Below are 25916 nucleotides of genomic sequence, written 5' to 3'. Positions count from 1 at the left end.
CTCCTGTTTTTTTACATTGCTATTTTCTTTTTCTTCCGCTAAAGTTAAATGTTGATGCTATAGTTTTGAAGGTGAACATATGACACAAGAAAAATTTTCACAAAAATCGTTAACACACGCTGATATTCCGCGTGCGACATTTCATATTCCAAAAACATCTACCCATTTAATTATGGAAGAAGATGTAGATGCGGCTTATTTCCGCGCTCTCGAGCAACAAAATGTTTTTTTAAACGAAAAACAATTAGAAGCCGTGCGCACAACAGAAGGTCCTGTTCTTACACTAGCTGGTGCCGGAAGCGGGAAAACATCTGTTTTAACAACTCGCGTTGGTTATTTAGTAAATGTAAAACAAGTTCATCCACGAAATATTTTATTACTTACATTTACACAAAAAGCAGCTGAAGAAATCCGAAGTCGTGTTGCGAAGTTACCAGGTATGAATCATGCAGCAAGTAGCTACGTTGTTGCTGGTACATTCCACTCTGTTTTCTTAAAATTGCTTCGTAGTCAAGGGTATAATCAGCAAATTTTAGCAAATGAAAAACATAAACAAATTATGATAAAAAAAATTTTAAAAGAATTGCGTTTAAAAGACGATTACGATGCGGAAACGATGCTCGCGATGATTTCACTTGAGAAAAACAAATTAAATCGTCCGAAAGATGTAAAAGCGAAAACACCAGTCGAACAAGAATTTAAAGAAGTATACGAACGTTTTGAAGAGGTAAAACAAAGATACAATTATATTGATTTCGATGACATCTTATTGGAAACATATTATATGTTAGAAAATAATGCTCCTTTACTAACTCAATTACAACAACGTTTTCACTACATTGAAGTAGATGAGTTTCAAGATACATCCTATGCACAATATGAAATTGTAAAATTGTTAGCCACGCCAAGAAATAATTTATTTATCGCAGGTGATGACGACCAGGCGATATACGGCTGGCGAGGAGCAAGTCACCAAATTATTTTATCTTTTCCAAAAGAATTTGATAACACAACAATCATTGCACTAAATACGAATTATCGATCCAATCCCTTTATCGTCGGGCTTGGAAATGAAGTTATAAAATTAAATCAAGAACGTTTTGATAAAGAGCTATACTCCGTTCGTGAGGAAGGTGTACAACCTTTTTATTCAAGACCTGCTACGACTCTTGATGAAGCAAATCAAATTTTACAGCTCATTCAAGAAAAAGTAGATAGCGGTGAACGAAACTATAAAGATTTTTGTTTACTGTATCGCACACATTCTGTAAGTCGTTCGTTACTTGATCAGCTTACCATTCATAAAATCCCGTTTATTAAACACGGGGCGAGCCAATCATTTTATGAACATTCTTTAATTAAGCCTGTATTAGATCATTTAAGACTCGTGATTGAGCCGTTTCGACTAGAATCCCTTTCAAACATATTGCCGACGATGTATATCGGACGTGATGATTGTATTTCATTTATTGAACGTGAACAATGGAAATATGGTGAGGGGCGCTTCCCTTCTCTTCTTCATTTCTTACTATTAAATCCAAGCTTAAAACCTTTTCAAGTGAAAAAGGTAAATGAGCGCATCGATTTTATTAAGTTTATTAAAGAATTAGAACCGAAAAAAGCATTAAAAGAAATCATTCATGGTAAAGGAAAATATTTAGAGTACTTGCAAAGTAACGATCGTTCTTCCTTTACAATGCATAAAGACATACAAGAAGAAATGTTGGAAGAATTAATGGAGTCTGCCACTCGTTTCACCGATATTCCAGCTTATTTACAATTTATCGACGAGGCGATTCAAGGTCAAAAAGAAATGGAAGCATTAAAAACAATGCCGCAAAAAGATGCCGTTTCACTTATGTCAATTCATAACGCAAAAGGCCTTGAATTTCCATGTGTCTTTTTACTTGGAGCGAGTGATGGAATCCTGCCCCATACTTCTTCTTTAAAAGATGCAAATGATCGTGTTACGGAAACTTCTGAAGCGTTAGAAGAAGAACGCCGGTTACTGTATGTCGCCATTACACGTGCGAAAGAAGAACTTTACATTTCTTCTCCGCAATTTTTCAGAGGAAAGAAATTAGATATATCTCGTTTTTTATATACTGTGCGAAAAGATTTACCTGAAAAGACATCCACTAAATAAGGATGTCTTTTTTTATATCACGCTATGTACATCCCTCCTATATAAATTCCTTGTTTTTATCGTGAGAATTAACGTAATATCAGCCATATCCCACTCATATTGTAATAGTGTATGTCAGAACTCACGAGAAGGAGTGAACATAATGAGCTGCAATTGTAATGAAGATCATCAACATGAGTGTGATTTCAACTGTGTATCGAATGTCGTTCGTTTTATACATGAACTACAAGAATGTGCAACGACAACATGTGGATCTGGTTGCGAAGTTCCATTTTTAGGTGCACATAACAATGCATCAGTAGCGAATACACGTCCTTTTATTTTATACACAAAAACCGGAGAACCTTTCGAAGCATTTGCACCATCTTCAAGCCTTACTAGTTGCCGATCTCCCATTTTCCGCGTAGAAAGTATAGATGATGACGACTGTGCTGTATTGCGTGTATTAACTGTAGTTTTAGGTGATGGTACCGCTGTACCACCTGGTGACGACCCAATCTGTACGTTTTTAGCTGTACCAAATGCAAGACTAATATCAACCTCCACTTGCATTACTGTTGATTTAAGTTGCTTCTGCGCTATTCAATGCTTACGTGATGTTTCTATTTAAAACTAAATAATGAGTTAAGCATGGATTGGGTGGCAGATAATTCTGCCACCCAATCCATGCTTAAAGAGTATTCTTATGTAAATTTCTTAAAATTGGGAACTTGTCTAGAACATAGAACCTGTCCTTTTCATTAACTGAAAGTAGAAACAGATAAAGGAGTGAAAAACATGTTCTCTTCTGATTGCGAATTTACTAAAATCGATTGCGAGGCAAAACCAGCTAGTACACTACCTGCCTTTGGTTTTGCTTTCAATGCTTCTGCACCTCAGTTCGCTTCACTATTTACACCACTACTATTACCTAGTGTAAGTCCAAACCCAAATATTACTGTTCCTGTAATCAACGATACAGTAAGTGTCGGAGATGGCATTCGAATTCTACGAGCTGGTATTTATCAAATTAGTTATACATTAACAATTAGTCTTGATAACGTACCTACTGCACCAGAAGCTGGTCGTTTCTTCTTATCATTAAATACACCAGCTAATATTATTCCTGGATCAGGTACAGCAGTTCGTTCTAACGTTATTGGTACTGGTGAAGTAGATGTATCCAGTGGTGTCATTCTTATTAACTTAAATCCTGGTGACTTAATTCAAATTGTGCCAGTTGAGTTAATTGGAACTGTAGACATCCGTGCGGCAGCATTAACAGTTGCACAAATTAGCTAGTAAAAAGCGGTATTTCTAATACAGAAATACCGCTTTTTATACATAATAAAAAACACTCACAGTAGCATGAGTGTTTCATTCTTCATATTGTTTTATTGTGTTCTTCTTTTTCCCGCAATTGCATCCCTTTTTCTTCACAAATCCTTGTTGTTGTAATTGTTCTTGATATGCCTGTTGTTGTGCTTGGTGTTGTTGCTGTATTTGATACCACTGCTGCAGGTCATATGAATTTTGCCTTGGATTATTGCTCACAGCAAACATCTCCTCTACTGTCAATTCTGTCTATTTACTATATGAACAACTTTTTATTTCCGTTCCCTCATTCTTTTAAACTCCGCTTTTTCTCGTATTATGAAAATATATTATTCTCCCATAAAATATCCTGTAATCGTTTCAATGATTGCTGCTGCACCTGCAATAGCTAATAATGCAAGTAACGGCTCCGCAACGATAGGGATCCAATTATATAAAACTAATAAAAAAGCACTAACCCATACACCTGTACACCAATAACAGCTTAATAATTCGCCAATCCACTTTCTTAATCCTTTACCTTTCACTTTTGTAAACGTTGATACACTTCCATCCGGCTCCGTAATCTCTAATTCATCAATAAATGGTCTTCGCAAAAAGGCTGTTATTTTATCATATACAATTAAACGAGTGAGCCTAAAAGCTGCTAACGCGAAAATAAAAAATAAAAGCCAGCTTGTAAACAGCATAATTTCACCTTCCCTTATCCTCTTTCGCCTATTTAAAAAAAAAGGTCTTGAGATTGTGACCAAATCTCCTCGACTCCAATATCTTATTAATGTAAATACAAACAAGAAGATAAGGAGTGACATTAATGAGTTGTAACGAAAATAAACACCATGGCTCTTCTCATTGTGTAGTTGACGTTGTAAAATTCATCAATGAATTACAAGATTGTTCTACAACAACATGTGGATCTGGTTGTGAAATCCCATTTTTAGGTGCACACAATACTGCATCAGTAGCAAATACACGCCCTTTTATTTTATACACAAAAACTGGAGAACCTTTTGAAGCATTCGCACCATCAGCAAGCCTTACTAGCTGCCGATCTCCAATTTTCCGTGTGGAAAGTGTAGATGATGATAGCTGTGCTGTGCTACGTGTATTAACTGTAGTATTAGGTGACAGTTCTCCGGTACCACCTGGTGACGATCCAATTTGTACGTTTTTAGCTGTACCAAATGCAAGATTAATATCGACAACTACTTGCATTACTGTTGATTTAAGCTGTTTCTGTGCGATTCAATGCTTACGCGACGTTTCTATCGTAAAGTAAACTAAAAACTATTGGGGTGGTAGAAGCTTTCTACCACCTTTACATATTTAAAAGCCGGCCATACTAATCGATTGGATATCATCTATAGACAACCTAATATCTCTCATACTATTTTGCGGCATAATAGATACAATGCCATTACGATACGATATGATTGATCCAACATAAGAAACTGTAGCTGTTTTTATTCTGCATCTTACTTTCGGAATGTAATGAGGGCGGTTTAGTAAAAAATGAATTTTTTCATCATTATTCATATCCTTAAATGATTTATTATACGGGACAGTTCTTACTGGTTCTGGTTCTTGCTCTTCTTGTTCTATGTGTTCTTCTTTTTCTTCTTCTATTTTTTCTTCCACTTGCTGCTCTTCTTGTTGTTCTTGTTCTATTACCTCTTCCACAGCACTACTTACAATATTTTCTTGTTTATTACTTTGCTCTTTTTGATCTTCATTTTCAAAGTTTGTCAGGATAATTCTTTTTATTTTCGGTGCAGCAAGTTCTAAACTTACTTGCGTGATATATAACAACGGTTTTCCAACTGTTGAACTTTTATTTTTATTCTTCACACTCGTCCCTCCCACTTCCATACGTAGCTAAATAAATCGTGTACTATTATAGTTATATTCATCACGTAGTAAGAACTTTCGTTAAAAATCGTTCTTTCTCAGAACAAATAAAAAGGACAATCTCAGCATTTAGAGATTGTCCTTTAAAAATTAATATTATATTTATCCTAGGATATGATACCCTGAATCAACGTGAATGTTTTCTCCTGTTACACCGCGTGCTAAATCACTGAATAGGAATACTGCTGTATCGCCAACTTCTTCTTGCGTTGTTGTACGACGAAGTGGTGCGCGCTCCTCAATTTCTCTTAAGATTGAATTGAAATCACCTACACCTTTTGCAGATAACGTACGAATTGGTCCTGCAGAAATAGCGTTAACGCGAATACCATGTTGACCTAAATCGTTCGCTAAATATTTCACGCTCGCTTCTAATGAAGCTTTCGCAACACCCATAACGTTATAATTTTTCACAACACGCTCGCCGCCAAGGTATGTTAACGTTAAAATATTTCCGCCTTCTGTCATTACTTTTTTTGCTTCTCTTGCTACAGCTGTTAAAGAGAATGCGCTAATATTTTGTGCAAGTAAAAATCCATCGCGAGAAGTATCTACAAACTCACCTTTTAAGTCATCGCGATTTGCAAAAGCAATACAATGTGCTACACCGTGAATAGTACCTACTTCTTGTTTAATTGTTTCAAAGCAAGCTGTAAGTTCCTCATCATTCGTTACATCACAAGGTAATACAAGTGATTCTTGTCCTTCTAATGTGTCCGCTAATTCACGAACGTTTCTTTCTAAACGTTCTCCTGCATATGTGAATATTAATTTTGCACCTGCATTATGCAAAGAGCGAGCAATTCCCCATGCAATACTTCTTTGGTTCGCAACGCCCATAACAACAAATGTTTTCCCTTGTAATAGTTCCATGATATATCCTCCCAGAAATACTTATACTTGTTATTAGTACCTGATACTATAATTATAGTAACATAAAACCGCTTAAAGGCAAACAAAAAAGTCATTAACAGAAATTTGTTAATGACTTTTGGTTTCTATAAAAAAGCGCTCTAATCCTTCTTCCCAAGACGGCATTTGTGAAAAACCATTTAATCGTAGCATGTTATGTTGAAAAACAGAATATTTGGGTCTCGCAGCTGCAGCCCCGAATTCTTCCGTTGAAACAGGTAATACATTCACTTTCATATTGGCGTACGAAAATATCTTTTGTGCAAATTCAAACCAAGAGCATGAACCACTGTTTGATACGTGGTATGTACCGTATAAAGAAGTATGAATGAGCTTATTAATAACCATATTTAAATCCGCCACATACGTAGGAGAGCCAACTTGATCCGCTACAACGGATATTTCATCTCTTTCTTTTCCTAATCGCATCATCGTTTTCACGAAATTATTTCCATATTTACCATATAGCCACGATGTGCGAACGATAAAATATTTATTATGTAACTCTTTGACGAACTGCTCCCCCGCATACTTAGAGGCCCCATATATATTTATCGGCGCTGGACTATGAAATTCGTCGTATCCATCTGGTCTGGCACCTTGAAATACATAATCAGTACTAATATAAACTAGCTTCGCCCCTACTAATTGTGAAGCAACCGCTACATTTCGAGCTCCGATTGCATTTATTCTATACGCAAAATCCTGTTCTTTCTCCGCATGATCTACTTTCGTATAGGCAGCACAATGAATAATTATATGTGGTTTTATTTCTTGTACCACTTGTTGTATTCGGGATATATTTGTCACATCTAATAACTTTTTATCAAATGGATATATATCATATTCTTCAGAGTCTAACTCTTCAAATAGTTGCTTTCCTAATTGACCGTTTGCTCCTGTTATGATAACCCTCTCTTTCATTTAACATGCCCCTTACTGGTCTTTTAGTGGTTTCCACCATTCCTTATTCTTTTCATACCATTTCACCGTCTCTTGTAATCCTTGTTCAAACGTGTATTTCGGTTCCCAATCAAATTCATTCTTCATTTTCTCTGCATCAATCGCATAACGACGATCGTGCCCTAAACGATCTGTAACATATTCAATGTCTTTTTTTGTTTTTCCTAAAAGAGTAATAATTTGTTCCACAACTTCTACATTTGTTTTTTCATTATTTCCACCTATATTATATACTTCTCCGACACGTCCCTTATGCAGAACAACATCAATCGCACTGCAATGATCCGTTACATGTAACCAATCTCTTACATTTAAACCATCACCATATAGCGGTAGTTTTTTTCCTTCTAGTGCATTCGTAACCATTAATGGAATTAATTTTTCAGGATACTGGTACGGTCCATAATTGTTAGAACAACGCGTTACTATAACCGGTAATTGATATGTTTTATAGTAAGATAGAGCTATCATGTCCGCGCTCGCCTTACTTGAAGAATATGGACTATTTGGAGCTAACGGTGTTTTCTCTGTAAACTTCCCTGTTTTTCCTAAAGAGCCATACACTTCATCCGTTGACACTTGCACAAGTTTTATATGCGAATATTTTTTAACTAGTTCTAATAAAGTGACCGTTCCAATTACATTTGTATCATAAAAAGGAATCGGATTTTCAATACTACGGTCCACATGTGATTCAGCTGCAAAATTTACAATCACTTGTACGTCTCGCTCTTTTATAACGTGTTCTAATAGCTCTCCATTTTGAATTTCTCCTTTTACAAAAGAGTAATTCGGGTGATCCTGAAGAGATTTTACGTTATTTAAATTCCCACTATATGTTAATGCATCGTAATTAATAATTTTATATGTTTCATAACTTTGTAGCATGTAATGAACGAAATTACTTCCAATAAATCCAGCCCCACCTGTTACTAATATATTCATAAACAACTCTCCTACTTAAAAACTATCTTCATATTCCTCTAGTAATGGTAATATCTGATCCTTATCGGACAATATAGGATCGGTTACTGGCCAAGGAATTGCTAAATCTTTATCTTCCCAAAGTAATCCTGAGTCATGCTCTGCGCTATAATATTCATCTACTTTATACATAACGATAGTATGCGGGACAAGCGTGCAAAATCCATGTGCAAACCCTTTTGGCACTAGTAATTGCCGATGGTTATCTGCACTTAAAATATATCCTTTCCATTGTTTAAATGTCGGTGATTTTTTTCGTAAATCAACGATAACATCATAAATTGCCCCTTGCATAACTTGAATGAGTTTCGTTTGTGCTTTCGGATTTTTTTGAAAGTGTAGTCCCCGAATCGTTCCTGCCTTAGCCGAATAAGATACGTTATCCTGTACAAATGAATACGTTATCCCTAATGTTTCTAGCACCTGCTTATTATAGCTCTCTGAAAAAAAGCCACGATCGTCTCCAAACAACCTCGGTTCTAACAATTTTGCATCGGTAAAATTTGTTTCTACAACTTTCATATTCTCACCTATTCTCCGTTAAACTGTTTCCCAAAATTAATATCCCGTGCTAACGTATTCGCCTTTTGAAGCGAAGCATGAGTTCCCGCATCAGTCCACCAGCCTCTCATTTCATTATAAGTAAGTACCCCTCGCTTTAAATACCAATTATTTATATCTGTAATTTCAAGTTCTCCCCGTGCAGAAGGTTTTAATTCTTTAATATAAGAAAAGACTTTCGAATCATACAAATAAATTCCCGTAACCGCATAAGAACTTTTCGGCTCTTTCGGCTTTTCTTCAATTTCAACTATTTTTCGGTTTTGAATATGTGCTACGCCAAATCTTTCGGGATCTTCTACAGATTGCAATAGCACTTTCGCACCTTCTTTTTGGTTTGCAAACTCTTCAACATACGGAAGAATATCATCTGAAAAAATATTATCCCCTAATATAACTACCATACGATCATTCCCGACGAAATCTTCACAAAGCCCTAACGCCTGTGCGATCCCGCCCGCTTTATCTTGCACACGATACGTAAAGGACACTCCAAATTCATGACCACTCCCTAAAAAGCTAACAACATCCCCCATATGCTCTTTACCTGTAATAATCATAATATCTGTAATATCGCATTGTTTTAGCTTATATACCGCATGATAAATCATCGGATACCGACCAACAGGAAGTAAATGTTTATTCGTTACTTTCGTTATTGGATATAATCTCGATCCAGTACCACCTGCTAAAATAATTCCTTTCACTTTGCATCTCTCCTTTATGATGGAGATAATATATCTTTGTAATGTTCTACAAACACTTTCCGGTACTTCTCATATGTATCCGCATCAAACTCATCCCCGTTGTAATGAATACACCATAAATTTGCTTGATTTGGGATACCGATTAAATAACCAGCCCTTTGAAACTCTAAAGACTGTGACACATCATAAAAGTGAAACCCTTGAAACAAATCTTCTCGCCATGGAATATCATACTGCGTTGCCATGAATAAACCATCAATTGCCTGAACTGACAAAAATGGTTGATTACCATAAAAAACCTGATCTAAATTTAATAATTGATAATTCCGTCTTCTATACTCAATCACTTTCCCTACTAAATTTTTCCCTTCCCACCATATCCCGTTATTCGGTAAAAACTGAGCCCCAGCGACTCCTATTAAACCAAGCTTTTCATTTTCTTTAAAAAGAGATATAAGTGTAGAAAACATGTCTCGATTAATAAGATATGTATCTTGGTGTATATACACTTTGTATTTCGCTGGATATGAAAGGGCTCGGTTGTAAGCACTTGCCATACTTTGTGCATCTCGTATCGGAAAAATTTGTACTGTGTAACCTGGGGGAACAAAAATGTTTCTTATTTGGCTCTCACATTGTTTGAAAAGCTCCTCATTATTTACACAAACAACGACTAATATTGTATGATCTTTCATTTTTGTCCCCCCTTTTATTCTTCCTTATTTACATCTGACATATAGTGTTCCACAAATATTTTCCGATACTTTTCATAGTTCGTCATATTCACATCAAAATGATAATGGATACACCAAGCATCGCGCTGTACAGGTACACCGACTGTATATCCTGCTTTTTTAAATTCAAATGATTGAGATACATCATAAAAATCAAATCCGTCAAATAAATCTTCTCGCCACGGAACATCATATTGTGTCGCCATTAATAAACCGTCAATACATTCTACAGGAATAAATGTTTTTGATTCATGATACGGTTGTTCTAAACTTGCCATATAAAACAAATCATTCATATAACCAATGACCTTTCCTACAATTCCACGCCCTTCGTTCCATACGCCAGTCGGAGGAACATATTGCGCTCCAACCATCCCAATCATCCCAAGGTGTTCATGTTCCTCAAATAATTGAAGTAATCCGTATAAAAAAGCCCTATTTATAATAAAAACATCTTGATGTAAATAAACTTTATACTTCGCTGGATGCGAAATGGCTTGATTGTATCCACTCGTCATACTTTTCGCATTTCGAATCGGCATAAATTGTACAATATACCCTGGCGGTACTAACAATTGCAATATATGACGCACGCAGTTTGCATACAATTTCCGATCATTTATACATGTAACAAATAATATTGTTTTGTCTGCAGCACTCATAATTGTGATTTTTCAGCTTCAATAATATACTGAAATACAACTGTCTCAGCCATGAAGCCACTTCCAAGACGATATTTTTTACAAATTCCATATAACTCCTCAATAAGCGGTTCATACATTTTATGATCAACATATACACGATCTACTTTACTAATAACATATCCTGCTTTTAAAAACATTCTTAGCATTTCATTAAATGTAAAGAAACGAATATGTGTTTTATCTAATAAACCATATTCTGTATACGTCCAATTTCCAGCAAGTAAGGGAGCTAATACTGAAATATGAGCAACGTTTGGTATACTTGCTAAAATCACACCATTTTGCTTTATATATGGCTTTACTTTTTCTATTACAGCCCACGGATCAAATAAATGCTCTAATACATCCCCAAATATGACGCAATCAAATTGCCCCTCCTCATAAGGAAGATCTATTTTTTCTATATCCCCTAAAATAACATGATCTAGTCTTTCTTTCGCTTTTTCTGCCGCCTCTGGAAACGCCTCAATTCCTGATACACGTGTACCATTTTCTTTAATAGCCGCTCCCAATGCACCGCTCGAGCAACCAATATCAAGAACTTCTTTCCATTCCTTTTTTATATGCTTTAATAAATTCGGATTCGCTGCATTATAATAATGTTCGGATTTTTCTTCATATAAAGAACTTTTTTCGCGATTCATTTCACACACTCCTTATGCAAATTGAATTAGAAATATAAATCTCATATGAATTCTATAAAGTGCAGTTTTTGTTCCTCCCCATTGATTATTAGTCCGCAAATAGCAGTATAAAATTTTTTATCTATATTGGTTACGTTACTGATACTCTAATATATAACCAATCTATTAGAGTTAGAATAACGATAAATCATTTCTACAAAAAACGAAACCTATTACGCTTTATATGGTTTATCAAAAACTCCACGAAAATATTTACGGTTATATTCAATTGCAGCATTATTCGGAACATAAGAAGCTGCTAATTCATTGTAATAATATGCTTTATCCTGCTCTCCTAACCTGCTATAACAAATACACATTTGTAAATAGGGTAGCCATGTGTAGCTAGCTGGACTATGGAAAGGACTTTCCGTTGCCATTGGTACTTCCGTAGCAAGTTTAAACCAAAATATCGCTTCATTATATTTTTCTTGTTCCATATATATATATCCTATTCTTGTACAATTCTCTCCTCTAGGGACGTCATACCGAAACGACTTCACACAAGATTCGATTGCCTTCTCCCACATTCCGAGCTTTGCATAGCAATCTCCTAACTTACCACATGCATAAATTTTCTCTTCATACCATCCTTCGTCTTGATTAAGAAATGTTTCATATAGAAGAACTGCATCATCATATTTTTGGTTATCCGTAGATTCATTTGCGTAATAAAATAAATCTCTCGGACTTAATTCTTCACCTGCCGCTACAGTATTTTGAAAAATTTTCAAATTACGATTTGTTACTTTTTTTTCTTTTTTATGTGTAATAGCAACATTACTACTAAAAACCTCACCAGAAATAGCTAAATACTCATGAACCTTTCCAAACCATTGAAATTGTTTTTCACGCTTTACAAGTCGATTTCTTTTTGTACAATATAAAGGTTTCCCGTTAGAATCCATTGCAAGGTGATAAGGCATCGAAACAGCATCAATTTTAGGATCTAATTCTCTTTTTAAAAGTTTCAATGCTTCTTGAGCATCTTCTAATAAGACGTCATCTGCATCTAGCCACAATATATACTCTTGCGTCGCTTTTGAAAAAGAAAAATTTCTTGCTGCTGCAAAATCATCAATCCACTGGAAATCATATATGTTAGAAGTGTATTTCTCTACGATTTCTTTCGTTCGATCGACGGAGCCTGTATCAACCACTATAATTTCATCCACAATTTTTTCAACTGTGTCTAAACAACGGGCTATTGTCTCCTCCTCATCTCGAACAATCATACATAAACTAATTGTAATTCCTTGCTTGTTCAACATAATCACCCTCTTCCAAATCAATCATATGTTATACATATACTAAACTTTCCATTTTTTTAAATTGTTCAAGTAGTTTAAGATTTCTTTTCAATAATTCAAATGTCCGTGTCATTTTCTTTCGGTTTTGCATCTACTATATAATGAACGCTTTATGGAGGTGAATTTATGTCAAATAATAATTATTCAAATGGATTAAATCCCGATGAATCTTTATCAGCTAGTGCATTTGACCCTAATCTTGTAGGACCTACATTACCACCGATACCACCGTTTACCCTTCCGACTGGGCCGACCGGGCCTACGGGACCGACCGGACCGACTGGGCCGACTGTACCTACGGGACCGACTGGGCCGACTGGGCCAACTGGACCTACGGGACCGACTGGTGACACTGGGACTACTGGACCTACGGGGCCGACTGGTGACACCGGGGCTACTGGACCTACGGGGCCGACTGGTGACACTGGGGCTACTGGACCTACGGGGCCGACTGGTGACACTGGGGCTACTGGACCTACGGGGCCGACTGGTGACACTGGGGCTACTGGACTTACGGGGCCGACTGGTGACACTGGGGCTACTGGACCAACTGGGGCTACTGGACCTACGGGACCTACTGGACCATCAGGACTAGGACTTCCAGCAGGACTATATGCATTTAACTCCGCTGGGATTTCTTTGGATCTTGGACTTAATGCTCCAGTACCATTTAATACTGTTGGATCTCAGTTTGGTACAGCAATTTCTCAATTAGATGCTGATACTTTCGTAATTAGTGAAACTGGATTCTATAAAATTACTGTTATCGTATACACTGCAGCAGTAAGTCTATTAGGAGGTCTTACAATCCAAGTGAACGGAGTACCTGTACCAGGTACTGGAACGAGTTTAATTTCAGTTGGATCACCTATCGTTGTTCAAGCCATTACGCAAATTACGACAACTCCATCATTAGTTGAAGTAATTGTTACAGGACTTGGGTTATCATTAGCTCTTGGCACGAGTGCATCCATTATTATTGAAAAAATTGCTTAATTTTTTACTTAGCAGTAAAACTGATATCAGTTTTACTGCTTTTTCAATTTCAAATTCAATCATGAAACGTTCATTATGTACATAATCATATTGTTGTATGACATTTTGCAGGAGGCACAAATATGGAAAGTAAATCTGCTGTTCAGCTTTACCTCGAATTGCTAAAAAAGACAATTTTATTTGAAATATGGTTAGAATATGAGGCATACTTACCCGCATCTCTACATATTTCGAAAGAGCTAGAATTCGAACCAGTTACAGTCCCCCTCCCTTTATTCATTAAGCAATATGCTGAAAACCATAACTTAAAAATTGTAAAACCAAATGTTTCAAAAATTGAACGCCATGATGGAATGGATTGGCCAAGAGCAGCACATAGCATGATTGGTCGAGAACGTATGAACCAATTACAAGAGGCGATGGAAACCGTTGTTCGTGAAAATATAGAAGGTGATTTTATTGAAACAGGTGTATGGCGCGGAGGATCATGCATTTTTATGAATGGTTTTTTACAAGCAAACAACATTACGGATCGTAATGTGTGGGTTGCAGATTCATTTGAAGGTTTGCCAGCACCGAATCTAGAACAATATCCAAAAGATTACGGTGATTATTTACACACATTCGATTACTTACGCGTCTCTTTAGAACAAGTACAAGAGAATTTCAAAAAATATGATTTACTAAATGATCAAGTGAAATTTTTAAAAGGCTGGTTTAAAGATACTTTACCAACAGCACCAATTGAAAAAATTGCAATTGCACGGCTTGATGGTGATATGTATGAATCCACAATGGATGGTCTCGTGAACTTATATGATAAAGTTTCTAAAGGTGGCTATATAATTATCGATGACTACGGGCTACCACCATGCGCTGAGGCTGTGACAGACTTTAGAAATCAACGGAATTTAAAAGCCCCTATTACTAAAATTGATGTATTTGGTGTTTATTGGAGAAAAGAATAAAAAAGATTTAATCTATAGGAGATTCCATTTTCACTCATTCTTCTCTTACTTCTAATCCAATTAAGTATTCTTTTTCGGAATCTCCCTACATATAACAATTGTTTTCCTGTGTTCTCTCACTACAAATTGAAAATTTTATTAATAGATTTACTGCATCTTCTCATACAAGAAAGGGGTATACTCATGAGCGAACTTAACAAAGAAATGACTTTACTCCCCCCTCCTGAACTCGTCCAATATGTAGGTGGCGACTTCAAAAAAGTTGGAAAAGAGTTCCTAAAGCATTTTATTCAAATTGGCGCTTTAAAACCAAATGAAAAAGTATTAGATGTAGGCTGCGGCGTCGGCCGAATGGCTGTACCATTATTGAATTACTTACATGATGATGGAGCGTATTATGGATTTGATTTGTTTAAAGATGGAATTACTTGGTGTCAAAATAACATTTCAACTATGCGTAATAATTTTCACTTTGAACATGTTGACATATACAATCAATTCTATAATCCAGAAGGAAAAGAAGATGCCTCTCAATATCGTTTTCCCTATGAAGACGGGACATTCGATTTTATCTTTTTAACTTCTGTATTTACGCATCTTCTCCCAAAAGAATTAGAACATTACGTATCTGAAATTGTACGTGTATTAAAAAAAGACGGGAGATGTTTCATTACATTCTTTCTTATAAATCCTGAATCGTCCTATTATTTAAATGCAGGACAAAGTACATTAGGTTTTTATCATCGAATCGAAAATTGCTACGTTGTAAATAAAGATATTCCGAATTTCGCAGTTGCTTATCCTGAGACAGATATTTGCAATCTATTGAATAAGTACGGCCTAGAAATAATCAATAAGCCGCATTACGGTTTATGGTGCGGCAGACATGAATATACAAGTTACCAAGATATTGTTCTTACAAAAAAAAGCTTCTGAAAGGAAGTTATGTATGATGAATGAAAAAAATCCACCTCTCGTTTCCATCCTTATTCCCACTTATAATCGGCCTCATTATTTCAAAATTGCTCTAGAAAGTGCATTGGCACAAACTTATTCTAATATTGAAATCATCATCGGAGATGATAGTACAAATGATGAAACAGCAACTTTAATACGCGAACAATACTTACCAAATTATAAAAATATAACATACATTCGAAATATCCCTACTCTAGGACAATTTCACAATGACCTTATGCTCATAGAAAAATCAAATGGTGAGTATATAAATTTTTTAATGGACGATGACGTGTTTTATAAGCATAAAATACAAAAAATGATGACCTATTTTGAGCAAGATCCCAATAAAAATCTTGCTCTTGTTACTTCTTATCGAGTACGCATTGATGATCATGGAAATCTAATAGGTGATTCCCATCCAACACAAAGGTTATATAGTGAAGACACCCCATTAAACGGGATATTTTTAGGTAATTGGATGTTAAAGGGTGGACACAACATTATCGGTGAGCCTACAACTACCTTGTTCCGAAAGGAATTGCTCACTGAACCTTTTGGCACCCTTAAAGAGCGACAATATTCTTGTAGTGTTGATATGGCCTCATGGATTTCTTTACTTTCTAAAGGAAATGCAATATACATTTCTGAGCCTTTAAGTCAATTTCGCTACCATGCTGGACAACAAATACACAATAAGCTCCTTCAAGGTTGTGAAGATTTCACACACCTCGTTATAACAGCAAAAGAATATGGCTTTTTACAAAATACTACAGACTATAGAGCAGCTCTACTTAGTGCTTACCAATGGTGTAAAAGTTCCTTAAAATACTATCTTCATCAACTAGATATTTTTCCTGACGCACATGTACGTCTTTCCCATTGTTTGGATATAATTATTAAAGAGTTAAACAATTAAACTACTCTGCAAAATCAAAAGTGTATGGACTATATGTGAATTATTTGTATAGTTCATACATTCTTTCTCATACTATAAAGTGAAACTTTAATCAGCTCTCACCAATCGGGCTTTTACGGGCAGTTGATCCCCCACCGAACTTCTTCGCTTTCGCTGAATTTTGAGGTGGGGGTCTTACTGCCCATTAATGCGGGATAAAATCCATTACTATAAAGAGCAGTAGAAAGGAATACCTACATTGAAAGATCCAAATTCTCAATATCAAATAGACTACGTATTACTATTTATTTTATTTGCCATTGGGATTGTTAGTTGTTGTGCTATTGCAAGTGCGCAAGCCTCTTTACCGCCATTTTTACAAAACGTCAATTTTGTACTAAAACAAATCCAATGGTATTTCATTGGATTTATAGCCATTGGTGTTATTATGATTATCGATTTCGACCGTTATCAAAAAATCGCTTGGTATTTGTACAGCTTTGCAATGGTACTACTTATTGGACTAGAACTTCAAGTACCAGGTGCCGTTACAATTAAAGGCGCTACAGCTTGGTACAGGCTCCCAGGCATCGGAAATTTTCAGCCTTCTGAAATTATGAAATTATTTTTAATTATCGTCATTGGACGAATTATAGCAAACCATAATGAGAAATATTTTCTCCAAACAATACATGACGATTTTTTACTACTTGGAAAAATATTTGCAACAAGTTTGCCACCACTACTACTCATCGCAAAGGAACCAGATTTAGGAAATACAATGGTCATTTCAGCGATGCTTGCAGCAATGATACTAGTTTCTGGCATACGATGGCGTTTTATTTTCGGATTAGTTTCAGCTACTTTCGTGGCTGGATCTACATTAATATATATTTTTTTTACTCACACAGATTTCTTTAAAGCACATATTTTAAAAGAATATCAATTAAATCGCTTCTACGGATGGTTAGCACCTTACAAATATGATGCACAAGGATATCAATTAAGACAAGCATTCTTAGCGACTGGATCCGGAGAAATGCAAGGAAAAGGGTGGGAAAATGGACAAGTATATTTTCCAGAACCACATACAGATTTTATTTTCACTAATGTCGCTGAACAATTTGGATTTCTAGGCGCAAGTGTCATTATTTCTCTTTTTTTCTTACTCATTTTTCGAATGATTCATATTGCTTTAGAAAGTAATGACCCTTTTGGTAGTTACATTTGCGCTGGTACAATCGGAATGTTTACTTTCCAAGTATTCCAAAATATCGGGATGACAATCGGATTACTTCCCATTACAGGGATAACATTACCTCTTATGAGCTACGGAGGAAGTTCACTGCTTACATATATGATTGCGATTGGGTTCATTTTAAATGTTCGCTCAAGAACGAAAATCTTTATGTTTAAATGAACAACACAAAAACGCTATATTTTTATCTCTATCCTTTTTTAGATATACTAATGAAAAATACGATGGAGGTTTAAATATGAAATATGACATTATAGGAGATATTCATGGATGTTTCCAAGAGTTTCAAAATTTAACAGAGAAGCTAGGATATAACTGGAGTAGCGGTCTACCGGTTCACCCTGACCAACGCAAACTTGCATTCGTTGGCGATATTACAGACCGTGGTCCTCATTCATTACGTATGATTGAAATTGTATGGGAACTTGTCATACATAAAAAAGAAGCTTATTACGCTCCTGGAAATCACTGTAATAAACTATATCGATTTTTCCTTGGGCGTAATGTAACAGTCGCTCACGGACTTGAAACAACTGTTGCTGAATATGAGGCACTTCCTTCTCATAAGCAAAACATTATAAAAGAAAAGTTTATCACTCTTTATGAACAATCACCACTCTACCACATACTAGACGAAAAAAGAGTAATCGTATGTCACGCTGGGATTCGGCAAGATTACATAGGAAGACGAGATAAAAAAGTACAAACCTTTGTATTATATGGCGATATTACAGGAGAAAAGCATGCCGATGGCTCACCGGTCCGTCGCGATTGGGCGCAAGAATACAAGGGACAAGCTTGGATTGTATATGGACATACACCAGTAGCAGAACCTCGATTCGTCAATCAGACAGTCAATATTGATACTGGTGCTGTATTTGGTGGCAAATTAACCGGATTACGTTATCCTGAAATGGAGACTATCTCTGTCCCTTCTTCTTTACCTTTTGTCGCTGAGAAATTCCGTCCAATTTCATAACTACCTTACTTAGCATTATTTAGGCAGATTTCATATAAAACTAGGTAAAGTAATTAAAAAAAGATGCAATAAAGTGCATCTTTTTTTAATTACCCTACATATAATGTCGCAGGAGGTGACAGAATGAAGAAAAAATCTTCTAAACAAAAAAGAAAATTCCCCCCTTTATATCTGCCCATGTACGGAATTAACAACTGGTGTAGTATTCGGGCTGCAGCGATAGAAGAACTGGAAGAACAAGAGTCATCAAAAAAAAGCAAAGTAAAACCAACATATGTCTCTTTAGAAAATGCTGTGATGAGCCGCATAATCGATCGCAGAAAAATAAAGATGCAACAAAAAAATAAACAGCTTTCAAATCAAGATGAACAGATACTACATTCTAACCAAACAGAAGAAAAGACGGAAGAAAATATTTCTGTAGCAATGAATAAAAAAGTGGAACCAGAAATTCCAGCTGCTATTATAAACAAAGTAAAAAAAATAAAAGAAGCATTAGCTTCATCAAATGATATACAAATTGAAAAACCACTCATAATTGAGACACCTACACCTGAAAATACAAAAGTTAAAAGGGGCGGCCGATATGCATATGCAGAGGGGCTTCACTCTCATGCGGAGGGCATGGCAGCACATGCGGAAGGCTTATTAACACACGCAAAAGGTTCTTTCTCTCATGCAGAAGGATCAAACTCAAAAGCAACTGGACATAGTTCACATAGTGAGGGAAGTGAAACGACAGCAGGCGGGGCTTATTCTCATGCGGAGGGTAAACAGACGATTGCTTTAGGCGAAGCAGCACACGCAGAAGGAACCGCAACTATCGCTAACGGATCCTCTTCTCATGCGGAAGGTCATCATACATCAACAGCTCATTTTGCAGGTAGCCATATTATGGGGCGCTTCGGCACTGCAGAAGAAGCTTATTCTTGGTTTATTGCAAATGGTGTAAGCGACACCGACCATAATATCGGGGCTAAATGGCTTGCTCATAATGGAGAAATGTACATTGAGGGCGCGTCTTACAATGCAAGCGGAACGGATTTTGCACAAATGTTTGAAACCGAAGGTCATAAACCTATTGATGTCGGTTATTTCGTTACATTTAGTAGCGAAGAAAAAATTCGGATAGCTACTTCACACGATTCGTTCATTTTAGGAATATCTAGTGCAACCCCTGCCCTTATAGGAAATAGCGGGGCTTTAAGTTGGCAAAAACGTTATAAAACAGATAACTTTGGAAAACGCCAATATGTATGGACGGAAGCCGAAGAAATACAACCTCTTTTAAATACAGAATGGGATCCAACTTGCAAATATGTAGCAAGAAAGGATCGCGCCGAGTGGCTTCCTGTCGGATTAATTGGACAAATGTTAGTACGTGATGACGGCACTTGCGAAGCACATGGATATTGTCGTCCAAATGACAATGGCATTGCTACAAAAGCCGAAAATGGATTTTTCGTTATAAAGCGTACGGGTGAAAATCAAATTTTAATATTATTCCGCTAAGAAAAAAGGGAACAAAATTCTTTATAATATAAGAATTTTGTTCCCTTTTTAAGTATGCCGCAACACTTCTTGCATATCGCTTGGAAGCTTTATAGTGAAAGACATCTCTTTCTCTAAAATAGGATGATAAAACGTCAAAGATTTACTATGAAGTGCTTGCCGTTTCATTTCATCCCTTCCCCCTCCATATAAGCTATCACCAAGTAACGGATGTCCTATATGAGCCATATGCACACGAATTTGATGCGTTCTTCCTGTCTCAAGCTCAAGCGCTACATGTGTCTTATGATATGTACTATCAATTACCTTAAAATGAGTAACTGCCCTTTGTCCATCCTCACAAACCGTTCGCTCAATAATGCTATCAGATTTTCGACCAATTGGTGCATCAATCATTCCTTCTCGTTCTACAATCTTTCCGTGAACAATTGCTTCATACGTTCGTTTCACAGCTTTTTGTTGATGCTGCTTCGATAAAAGATGATGCACGAAACGATTTTTTGCAATAAGCATAAGCCCCGAAGTATCACGATCTAAACGTGTTACGATGTGCACTGTACTTGCAAGGTGCTGCTTATCATAATGAGATAAAAGCGCATTGGCAACACTCCTTGTCGGATGTTCTCTAGACGGAATCGTTGACATGTTCGCCTCTTTATTAATGATAAGAACCGCGTCATCTTCATATACAATGCTTAAAGGGATATCTTCTGCCATCATCCCTTCACTTCTTTCCTCAACTGGAAAAAAGACACGTAATTCTTCACCAGCACGCAACTGATGACGAACACTCGCATGGTGACCATTTACTTCAATTGCCCCACCGTGAAACTTTATATCCGTTAAAGCGGCTTTAGAAATACCTTTCGTTTTCAAAAATTCCCTAACTAAAGTTCCCTCTTCAGCCGGCCCTATATCCCATTTCAATGTAAATCTGTTCAAATATATAACCCTTTCTATTTATCTGCAACAAACGAGTCACGAACTCGTTTCCAGAACGGGAATGGACGGAAACGAACAAATCGTACTTTCTCGTTTGCAACGCGATACTGGATTGATTTCACATCTTGATGAACCATCGTTAAATGATCCACTGTGATTTGTAAGTTCATTCCTGCAGCTGGCTTTAACACACATGTATGATGCTTCGGCAATACAAGTGGCGATCCTACAGTACGAAATACACGATTGTTAATGGACGCCATTTCTGCAATTTGAATCGCTTCAATAGATGGGTGAATAATCGCTCCGCCAAGCGCTTTATTATACGCGGTACTTCCTGAAGGAGTAGAGATACAAAGGCCGTCTCCGCGGAATGTTTCAAAATATTCTCCGCGTATTTCTACTTCTGTTACTAATGTACCTTCTGCACTTTTTACAGTCGCCTCATTCATCGCTAAATACTGTGACTCTTTACTTCCATTCACATAGCGAATAATAACTTCTAAAAGCGGATATTCCACCACTTGGAATGGTGTTTTCGCAATTGCAATTACTAATTTCTCTACTTCTGTCGGTAACCAATCTGCATAGAAACCTAGATGTCCTGTATGTACACCAACAAATGCTGTTTCATCCAATCGATTATAATAACGATGAAACGCATATAAAAGCGTTCCATCTCCCCCAACAGAAATTACAATATCGGGTTCCTTTTCATCCATTATAAATCCAAAATCTAGCAAGTACTCTTTCATCGTGCTTGCCAGTGTATCTGATGATTGATCTCCCTTTGACATAATTGTAAATTTCATCGCCCAACACCCTTTAGTTTATGATTCAGAATCTTTCGTTTCTTGCTTTCTTGAAAAAGCCTTTTGCGCTTCTTGAATTTCAAGACGAATAGAAGACATTTCTTCATCTAATAAAAACGCCGCTTCAGCTGCACGTTGCAACCTTATTTTAATATCTTCAGGAAAACGTCCACTATATTTATAATTTAAAGAATGCTCAATTGTTGCCCAAAAGTTCATTGCTAGCGTGCGTATTTGGATTTCTACCAATACTTTTTGTTCACCCTGAATCGTTTGAACAGGATAACTAATGACAACATGATAAGAACGATAACCGCTATCTTTCTTTTGCGTAACATAATCACGTTCTTCCACGATTTCAAAGTCATTTCGTTTTCGAAGATATTCTACAACAGGCTTAATCTCATCAACAAATTGACACATCATTCTAAGCCCAGCAATATCCTGCATATCTTCTCTCAATCGGTCTAGCGGTACATTTCTCTTCTCCGCTTTATCAATAATACTTGCAACCGACTTTACCCTTCCTGTTACAAACTCAATTGGAGAATGCTCTGTTAACATTGCAAATTGAGTACGCATTCCTTTTAGTTTCACTTTCAGCTCTGCCACCGCTTGGTGGTAAGGTGCTAAAAATTCTTCCCAATTTCGATTCATTTCAACCACCACCAAAATCAATCCATTTGCTTATAGAAATACTTTTTCTACAGCAGTTACTAGTTCTTCTCCGTAATTTGCATTACCTTCAATATTTTCAACTAAATATTCTACTTCTTCTTTTAATCCTTCTAATTCCATTTCAATGTCATTCACGCGAACGAACATAACCACATCGTTATTCATCGCTTCATGCATTGCTTCCCAGCATGTGTGCGGAATACTTACATAAATGAAAGATGATTCATTTTCTAAGATATATAAAAATGATAAATTGTCTGAGTCTACAAGTACGTGATTACGCGCACTTAACTCCTTTACCTCTATTTCACTATTTTCCGCACAAAAAATAAGAGCATTCTCTCTCTTTTCTACGCTCTTAACTTGGATTTTATTTTGCATGCTCTAACTCCTCCATCTCAACTTCCTGTCTTACTTAACAGTATTATTGTATCATAACATGGACGCAAACAAATAAAACATTGAACCAAATTTATGAAAAAGCGATAATGTGTAAAGAATTATTTTTCAAAAGGAGATTATACAATGACACAAGAAATTGAAATTGAATTCAAAAATATCGTTACAAAAGAAGAATTCGATACATTATGTAAATCGTTTTCTATTGAAGCATTTACAAAACAAGTGAATCACTACTTTGAAACACCTGACTTCTCGTTAAAAGAAGCTGGCTCTGCACTTCGTATTCGTCATAAAGGAGAAACTTATACGTTAACGTTGAAACAACCTGCAGAAATCGGTTTATTAGAAACGCATCAAGTCTTAACAGAAGACGAAGCAAAAATGATGATGGAAACAAACACAATCATTCAAGGAGCAGTAGTAGATCAATTACACAAATTACAAATTCCTGTTTCTGCTTTAACATATATGGGTAGTTTAACAACAGAAAGAGCAGAAACATTATTTAAAGGCGGAACGCTTGTCTTTGATCATAGTTTCTATTACAATCACGATGATTATGAAATTGAATTTGAAGTGCAAGATGAAGAAACAGGAAAAGCTGCATTTATTGATTTATTAACGCAACATAACATACCTATTCGCCATACAAATAACAAAGTAAAACGCTTTTTCCTTGCCAAACAAAACAAAGCACGCTAAAGTGAAAATTCCACTAGTGAATATGTTTCACTAGTGGATACATCTCACTAAAAAAGTTTACACCCGTAGAATAAGCAAAGAGTCTTTGAGAAGGCTGTTTATTTGCCCTCTCGAACATTCCATTGCTACAATAGATATACATTTCATGGAAAAAGGAGTTTATAAAGGATGAGCAAGCAACCGATGACACCATTTGAAGCAATTGGCGGTGAACAATGCATTGCAATATTAGTAGATACATTTTATTCCTATGTCAGTAAACACCCTGACTTATCTCCCATCTTCCCGGAAGATTTAACAGAAACCGCTAGGAAGCAGAAGCAATTTTTAACACAATATTTAGGTGGTCCTAATTTGTACACTGAAGAACATGGTCATCCTATGTTAAGAGCGCGCCATCTCCCGTTTGAGATTACCCCGAAACGAGCAGAGGCTTGGCTATCATGTATGGAGCAAGCAATGGATGATACTGGAGTGCATGGTCATATAAGAGAGTTTGTTTTTGAACGTTTAGCATTAACCGCTCAGCATATGGTTAATACTCCAAACGAAACAGGTGAAGTGTAATGGATAAGCAGGAAGCAAAGCATATAAATATGCCATCTCCTTCCGCATGTGAGCATAAGTCTGTAGAAGCATATTTATTTATTGATCCACTTTGTAAAGATTGCTGGGAAATTGAGCCTTTTATTATTAAACTATGGCTTGAATACGGAAAATACTTCTCTATTCGTCATATCGTAACAGGAAAAGTGGATGGAACGAACGCTTCCTCACACAAATGGAATAAACCTGCTAATATTCGATTTGTGTGGGAAAAGACAACCAGTTTACAAGGTTTTTCATGTGATGGAAAGGTACATATGCAAGAAGCATCGTCAACACCATATTTAGTTTCGATGGCAATTAAGGCAGCGGAGTTGCAAGGCCGAAAAGCAGGTTCGAAGTTTTTGCGAAAACTCCAAGAATACATTTTCCTTGAAAATGTATCAAACCCTGACTGCGAACTATTACTTGCATGTGCGAGAGATAGCAATATTGATGTAGAAGAATTTAAAAAAGATCTACATTCTGCTAGTGCAAAAAAAGCTTTCCAATGTGACTTGAAATTCACGAATGAAATGCATATTACAGAAATACCTTCCCTCGTCTTTTTTCATGCGAACTCAGATGAAGAAGGTATTAAAATCGCTGGAAATTATTCCTACGATGTATACGTACAATTATTGAAAGAACTTGTAAAATGTGAAATTGAGCCAGAACCATTACCACCTTTAGAAGTGCTACTAGAAGCAACACAATTTATATCTTCAAAAGAAGTAGCATTTATTTATGACTGTCCGCAACAAGAAATTGAACGCGAACTAAAAAAATTACAACTGAAACGAAAAGTACAAATGATAGAAGTAAAATGCGAACGTTATTGGAAATGGATAGCAAAAGAAAAAGACCCGGTGTAAACACCAGGTCTTTTTCTTTACGGCTTATAAAAATATTAAAGGGGATGGGAGAAATTTTCACGTTCAAACAAAGGGGTATATGTTTGTATGTGAATTCGTTCACGCTTATTATATTACAAGATTCGACGTCAGATGACAACCCCTTTTGTCGAATTTCACACTTTTGTCACATTCTAAACGTTTTCATTTTTGAATAAGCTATAAAAAAGGTCATTTAGGGGGTTTATTTATGAAAAAATCTTATATTGCTCTTCTCTTTCTAGCTGTCATCGTTTCTTTTTCCTTGTACATCCTCTCTCTACTACAAGCTTTTCCTAAAATTATTGCCTTACCTCTTTTATTCGGAATCATCGTTATCACACTCTCTTATTTCAATTATAAAAAACGATTCAAAGGGTTTTAATTTCAAAAATCAGCCGTAAAGCT

General features: G+C 36.2%; 31 protein-coding genes. 15 read left to right on the top strand and 16 right to left on the bottom strand.

The window, feature by feature from the left end:
* Positions 1-79 precede the first annotated feature (79 nt).
* From MKY21_RS06310 to exsF, 3 genes are all read left to right on the top strand, one after another.
* Positions 80-2146, top strand: coding sequence for an ATP-dependent helicase (locus MKY21_RS06310; RefSeq protein WP_044795499.1), 2067 nt, complete (start codon positions 80-82; stop codon positions 2144-2146).
* Positions 2147-2288: 142 nt separating this feature from the next.
* Positions 2289-2756 (top strand): spore coat protein CotY, encoded by a 468-nt coding sequence (gene cotY, locus MKY21_RS06305; protein WP_001277719.1) that lies wholly within the window; start codon positions 2289-2291, stop codon positions 2754-2756.
* 167 nt (positions 2757-2923) lie between these two features.
* Positions 2924-3427 (top strand): exosporium protein ExsF, encoded by a 504-nt coding sequence (gene exsF / locus MKY21_RS06300; RefSeq protein WP_000492942.1) that lies wholly within the window; start codon positions 2924-2926, stop codon positions 3425-3427.
* A 75-nt stretch (positions 3428-3502) separates the two neighbouring features.
* On the opposite strand, the gene MKY21_RS06295 is transcribed toward exsF, so the two are convergent.
* Both MKY21_RS06295 and MKY21_RS06290 read right to left on the bottom strand, forming a co-directional pair.
* Positions 3503-3688 (bottom strand): hypothetical protein, encoded by a 186-nt coding sequence (locus MKY21_RS06295; RefSeq protein ID WP_033682795.1) that lies wholly within the window; start codon positions 3686-3688, stop codon positions 3503-3505.
* Positions 3689-3789: 101 nt separating this feature from the next.
* Positions 3790-4149, bottom strand: coding sequence for a DUF1360 domain-containing protein (locus MKY21_RS06290; RefSeq protein WP_000899662.1), 360 nt, complete (start codon positions 4147-4149; stop codon positions 3790-3792).
* 125 nt (positions 4150-4274) lie between these two features.
* Between MKY21_RS06290 and exsY the strand changes: the two genes are divergently transcribed.
* Positions 4275-4739 (top strand): exosporium assembly protein ExsY, encoded by a 465-nt coding sequence (exsY, locus tag MKY21_RS06285; protein ID WP_001277740.1) that lies wholly within the window; start codon positions 4275-4277, stop codon positions 4737-4739.
* Positions 4740-4786: 47 nt separating this feature from the next.
* Here the strand turns inward: exsY and MKY21_RS06280 are convergent, their stop codons facing one another.
* The 10 genes from MKY21_RS06280 to MKY21_RS06235 form a co-directional block, all read right to left on the bottom strand.
* The gene (locus MKY21_RS06280; RefSeq protein ID WP_098601384.1) at positions 4787-5329 is read right to left on the bottom strand and encodes a spore coat CotO family protein; all 543 of its coding nucleotides are present in this window, start codon (positions 5327-5329) and stop codon (positions 4787-4789) included.
* A gap of 141 nt (positions 5330-5470) precedes the next feature.
* Entirely contained in the window at positions 5471-6241 is a 771-nt protein-coding gene (gene fabI / locus MKY21_RS06275; RefSeq protein WP_000421886.1) for an enoyl-ACP reductase FabI, read from the bottom strand.
* A gap of 108 nt (positions 6242-6349) precedes the next feature.
* On the bottom strand, positions 6350-7204 hold the full coding sequence (gene rfbD, locus MKY21_RS06270; protein WP_000664648.1) for a dTDP-4-dehydrorhamnose reductase: 855 nt from the start codon (positions 7202-7204) through the stop codon (positions 6350-6352).
* Between the two features lie 12 nt (positions 7205-7216).
* Complete coding sequence (gene rfbB / locus MKY21_RS06265; protein WP_001024171.1) at positions 7217-8188, bottom strand: dTDP-glucose 4,6-dehydratase; 972 nt, start codon at positions 8186-8188, stop codon at positions 7217-7219.
* 15 nt (positions 8189-8203) lie between these two features.
* Entirely contained in the window at positions 8204-8749 is a 546-nt protein-coding gene (rfbC, locus tag MKY21_RS06260) for a dTDP-4-dehydrorhamnose 3,5-epimerase (protein ID WP_000869413.1), read from the bottom strand.
* An 8-nt stretch (positions 8750-8757) separates the two neighbouring features.
* Complete coding sequence (locus MKY21_RS06255) at positions 8758-9495, bottom strand: sugar phosphate nucleotidyltransferase (RefSeq protein WP_341075752.1); 738 nt, start codon at positions 9493-9495, stop codon at positions 8758-8760.
* Positions 9496-9509: 14 nt separating this feature from the next.
* Positions 9510-10190 carry a glycosyltransferase family protein gene (locus MKY21_RS06250; protein WP_000651520.1) on the bottom strand — a complete coding sequence of 227 codons (681 nt, stop codon included), beginning with the start codon at positions 10188-10190 and terminating at the stop codon, positions 9510-9512.
* 14 nt (positions 10191-10204) lie between these two features.
* Positions 10205-10891 carry a glycosyltransferase family protein gene (locus MKY21_RS06245; protein WP_001271183.1) on the bottom strand — a complete coding sequence of 229 codons (687 nt, stop codon included), beginning with the start codon at positions 10889-10891 and terminating at the stop codon, positions 10205-10207.
* Positions 10888-11577 carry a class I SAM-dependent methyltransferase gene (locus tag MKY21_RS06240; RefSeq protein WP_001078431.1) on the bottom strand — a complete coding sequence of 230 codons (690 nt, stop codon included), beginning with the start codon at positions 11575-11577 and terminating at the stop codon, positions 10888-10890. Before MKY21_RS06240 ends, MKY21_RS06245 begins: the two co-directional genes overlap by 4 nt.
* A gap of 212 nt (positions 11578-11789) precedes the next feature.
* Positions 11790-12887, bottom strand: a complete 1098-nt coding sequence (locus MKY21_RS06235; RefSeq protein WP_000932907.1) for a glycosyltransferase — start codon at positions 12885-12887, stop codon at positions 11790-11792.
* Between the two features lie 165 nt (positions 12888-13052).
* On the opposite strand from MKY21_RS06235, the gene MKY21_RS06230 reads away from it, so the two are divergent.
* The 7 genes from MKY21_RS06230 (at position 13053) to MKY21_RS06200 (ending at position 20494) form a co-directional block, all read left to right on the top strand.
* Positions 13053-13922 (top strand): BclA C-terminal domain-containing protein, encoded by an 870-nt coding sequence (locus tag MKY21_RS06230; protein WP_240853213.1) that lies wholly within the window; start codon positions 13053-13055, stop codon positions 13920-13922.
* 122 nt (positions 13923-14044) lie between these two features.
* A complete protein-coding gene (locus MKY21_RS06225) occupies positions 14045-14890 on the top strand; it encodes a TylF/MycF family methyltransferase (protein WP_341075746.1) in 846 nt (281 codons plus the stop codon).
* 183 nt (positions 14891-15073) lie between these two features.
* The gene (locus MKY21_RS06220; protein ID WP_001292836.1) at positions 15074-15826 is read left to right on the top strand and encodes a class I SAM-dependent methyltransferase; all 753 of its coding nucleotides are present in this window, start codon (positions 15074-15076) and stop codon (positions 15824-15826) included.
* A gap of 13 nt (positions 15827-15839) precedes the next feature.
* Positions 15840-16766, top strand: a complete 927-nt coding sequence (locus tag MKY21_RS06215) for a glycosyltransferase family 2 protein (protein WP_002004643.1) — start codon at positions 15840-15842, stop codon at positions 16764-16766.
* A gap of 238 nt (positions 16767-17004) precedes the next feature.
* Positions 17005-18165, top strand: coding sequence for an FtsW/RodA/SpoVE family cell cycle protein (locus MKY21_RS06210; protein ID WP_000654697.1), 1161 nt, complete (start codon positions 17005-17007; stop codon positions 18163-18165).
* A 76-nt stretch (positions 18166-18241) separates the two neighbouring features.
* Complete coding sequence (gene prpE, locus MKY21_RS06205) at positions 18242-18982, top strand: bis(5'-nucleosyl)-tetraphosphatase PrpE (protein ID WP_000872698.1); 741 nt, start codon at positions 18242-18244, stop codon at positions 18980-18982.
* 123 nt (positions 18983-19105) lie between these two features.
* Positions 19106-20494: a peptidase G2 autoproteolytic cleavage domain-containing protein gene (locus MKY21_RS06200; RefSeq protein WP_044795511.1), complete on the top strand. Its 1389-nt coding sequence runs from the start codon at positions 19106-19108 to the stop codon at positions 20492-20494.
* 48 nt (positions 20495-20542) lie between these two features.
* Here the strand turns inward: MKY21_RS06200 and MKY21_RS06195 are convergent, their stop codons facing one another.
* The 4 genes from MKY21_RS06195 to MKY21_RS06180 are packed head-to-tail and all read right to left on the bottom strand — an operon-like array spanning position 20543 to position 23307.
* Entirely contained in the window at positions 20543-21436 is an 894-nt protein-coding gene (locus tag MKY21_RS06195) for an RluA family pseudouridine synthase (protein WP_098616866.1), read from the bottom strand.
* A gap of 14 nt (positions 21437-21450) precedes the next feature.
* Positions 21451-22248, bottom strand: a complete 798-nt coding sequence (locus MKY21_RS06190) for an NAD kinase (protein ID WP_000673190.1) — start codon at positions 22246-22248, stop codon at positions 21451-21453.
* Positions 22249-22266: 18 nt separating this feature from the next.
* Positions 22267-22905 carry a GTP pyrophosphokinase gene (locus MKY21_RS06185; protein ID WP_001081482.1) on the bottom strand — a complete coding sequence of 213 codons (639 nt, stop codon included), beginning with the start codon at positions 22903-22905 and terminating at the stop codon, positions 22267-22269.
* Between the two features lie 30 nt (positions 22906-22935).
* Positions 22936-23307 (bottom strand): UPF0738 family protein, encoded by a 372-nt coding sequence (locus MKY21_RS06180; protein ID WP_001180003.1) that lies wholly within the window; start codon positions 23305-23307, stop codon positions 22936-22938.
* Between the two features lie 144 nt (positions 23308-23451).
* Between MKY21_RS06180 and MKY21_RS06175 the strand changes: the two genes are divergently transcribed.
* The 4 genes from MKY21_RS06175 (at position 23452) to MKY21_RS06160 (ending at position 25893) form a co-directional block, all read left to right on the top strand.
* The gene (locus MKY21_RS06175) at positions 23452-24030 is read left to right on the top strand and encodes a CYTH domain-containing protein (protein ID WP_341075744.1); all 579 of its coding nucleotides are present in this window, start codon (positions 23452-23454) and stop codon (positions 24028-24030) included.
* A gap of 168 nt (positions 24031-24198) precedes the next feature.
* Entirely contained in the window at positions 24199-24597 is a 399-nt protein-coding gene (locus tag MKY21_RS06170; protein WP_000043386.1) for a globin domain-containing protein, read from the top strand.
* The gene (locus MKY21_RS06165; RefSeq protein ID WP_341075741.1) at positions 24597-25490 is read left to right on the top strand and encodes a ClpXP adapter SpxH family protein; all 894 of its coding nucleotides are present in this window, start codon (positions 24597-24599) and stop codon (positions 25488-25490) included. The genes MKY21_RS06170 and MKY21_RS06165 overlap by 1 nt, the downstream gene beginning before the upstream one ends.
* A 229-nt stretch (positions 25491-25719) precedes the next feature.
* Positions 25720-25893 carry a hypothetical protein gene (locus MKY21_RS06160; protein ID WP_341075739.1) on the top strand — a complete coding sequence of 58 codons (174 nt, stop codon included), beginning with the start codon at positions 25720-25722 and terminating at the stop codon, positions 25891-25893.
* The last annotated feature ends 23 nt before the right edge of the window (positions 25894-25916 follow it).

This window comes from Bacillus sp. FSL R9-9497, assembly GCF_038005805.1.
In the GTDB taxonomy this organism is placed as follows: Bacteria; Bacillota; Bacilli; order Bacillales; family Bacillaceae_G; genus Bacillus_A; species Bacillus_A cereus.
The sequence above is the reverse complement of the archived record's forward strand: the minus strand, read 5'-3'. Positions and strand labels throughout refer to the sequence as shown.

Bases quoted from the DNA above. Each gene is read 5' to 3' on its own strand.
- MKY21_RS06310 (WP_044795499.1), top strand. From the start codon at position 80: ATGACACAAGAAAAATTTTCACAAAAATCGTTAACACACGCTGATATT.
- cotY (WP_001277719.1), top strand. From the start codon at position 2,289: ATGAGCTGCAATTGTAATGAAGATCATCAACATGAGTGTGATTTCAAC.
- exsF (WP_000492942.1), top strand. From the start codon at position 2,924: ATGTTCTCTTCTGATTGCGAATTTACTAAAATCGATTGCGAGGCAAAA.
- MKY21_RS06295 (WP_033682795.1), bottom strand. From the start codon at position 3,688: ATGTTTGCTGTGAGCAATAATCCAAGGCAAAATTCATATGACCTGCAG.
- MKY21_RS06290 (WP_000899662.1), bottom strand. From the start codon at position 4,149: ATGCTGTTTACAAGCTGGCTTTTATTTTTTATTTTCGCGTTAGCAGCT.
- exsY (WP_001277740.1), top strand. From the start codon at position 4,275: ATGAGTTGTAACGAAAATAAACACCATGGCTCTTCTCATTGTGTAGTT.
- MKY21_RS06280 (WP_098601384.1), bottom strand. From the start codon at position 5,329: ATGGAAGTGGGAGGGACGAGTGTGAAGAATAAAAATAAAAGTTCAACA.
- fabI (WP_000421886.1), bottom strand. From the start codon at position 6,241: ATGGAACTATTACAAGGGAAAACATTTGTTGTTATGGGCGTTGCGAAC.
- rfbD (WP_000664648.1), bottom strand. From the start codon at position 7,204: ATGAAAGAGAGGGTTATCATAACAGGAGCAAACGGTCAATTAGGAAAG.
- rfbB (WP_001024171.1), bottom strand. From the start codon at position 8,188: ATGAATATATTAGTAACAGGTGGGGCTGGATTTATTGGAAGTAATTTC.
- rfbC (WP_000869413.1), bottom strand. From the start codon at position 8,749: ATGAAAGTTGTAGAAACAAATTTTACCGATGCAAAATTGTTAGAACCG.
- MKY21_RS06250 (WP_000651520.1), bottom strand. From the start codon at position 10,190: ATGAAAGATCATACAATATTAGTCGTTGTTTGTGTAAATAATGAGGAG.
- MKY21_RS06245 (WP_001271183.1), bottom strand. From the start codon at position 10,891: ATGAGTGCTGCAGACAAAACAATATTATTTGTTACATGTATAAATGAT.
- MKY21_RS06240 (WP_001078431.1), bottom strand. From the start codon at position 11,577: ATGAATCGCGAAAAAAGTTCTTTATATGAAGAAAAATCCGAACATTAT.
- MKY21_RS06235 (WP_000932907.1), bottom strand. From the start codon at position 12,887: ATGTTGAACAAGCAAGGAATTACAATTAGTTTATGTATGATTGTTCGA.
- MKY21_RS06230 (WP_240853213.1), top strand. From the start codon at position 13,053: ATGTCAAATAATAATTATTCAAATGGATTAAATCCCGATGAATCTTTA.
- MKY21_RS06225 (WP_341075746.1), top strand. From the start codon at position 14,045: ATGGAAAGTAAATCTGCTGTTCAGCTTTACCTCGAATTGCTAAAAAAG.
- MKY21_RS06220 (WP_001292836.1), top strand. From the start codon at position 15,074: ATGAGCGAACTTAACAAAGAAATGACTTTACTCCCCCCTCCTGAACTC.
- MKY21_RS06215 (WP_002004643.1), top strand. From the start codon at position 15,840: ATGATGAATGAAAAAAATCCACCTCTCGTTTCCATCCTTATTCCCACT.
- prpE (WP_000872698.1), top strand. From the start codon at position 18,242: ATGAAATATGACATTATAGGAGATATTCATGGATGTTTCCAAGAGTTT.
- MKY21_RS06200 (WP_044795511.1), top strand. From the start codon at position 19,106: ATGAAGAAAAAATCTTCTAAACAAAAAAGAAAATTCCCCCCTTTATAT.
- MKY21_RS06190 (WP_000673190.1), bottom strand. From the start codon at position 22,248: ATGAAATTTACAATTATGTCAAAGGGAGATCAATCATCAGATACACTG.
- MKY21_RS06185 (WP_001081482.1), bottom strand. From the start codon at position 22,905: ATGAATCGAAATTGGGAAGAATTTTTAGCACCTTACCACCAAGCGGTG.
- MKY21_RS06180 (WP_001180003.1), bottom strand. From the start codon at position 23,307: ATGCAAAATAAAATCCAAGTTAAGAGCGTAGAAAAGAGAGAGAATGCT.
- MKY21_RS06175 (WP_341075744.1), top strand. From the start codon at position 23,452: ATGACACAAGAAATTGAAATTGAATTCAAAAATATCGTTACAAAAGAA.
- MKY21_RS06170 (WP_000043386.1), top strand. From the start codon at position 24,199: ATGAGCAAGCAACCGATGACACCATTTGAAGCAATTGGCGGTGAACAA.
- MKY21_RS06165 (WP_341075741.1), top strand. From the start codon at position 24,597: ATGGATAAGCAGGAAGCAAAGCATATAAATATGCCATCTCCTTCCGCA.
- MKY21_RS06160 (WP_341075739.1), top strand. From the start codon at position 25,720: ATGAAAAAATCTTATATTGCTCTTCTCTTTCTAGCTGTCATCGTTTCT.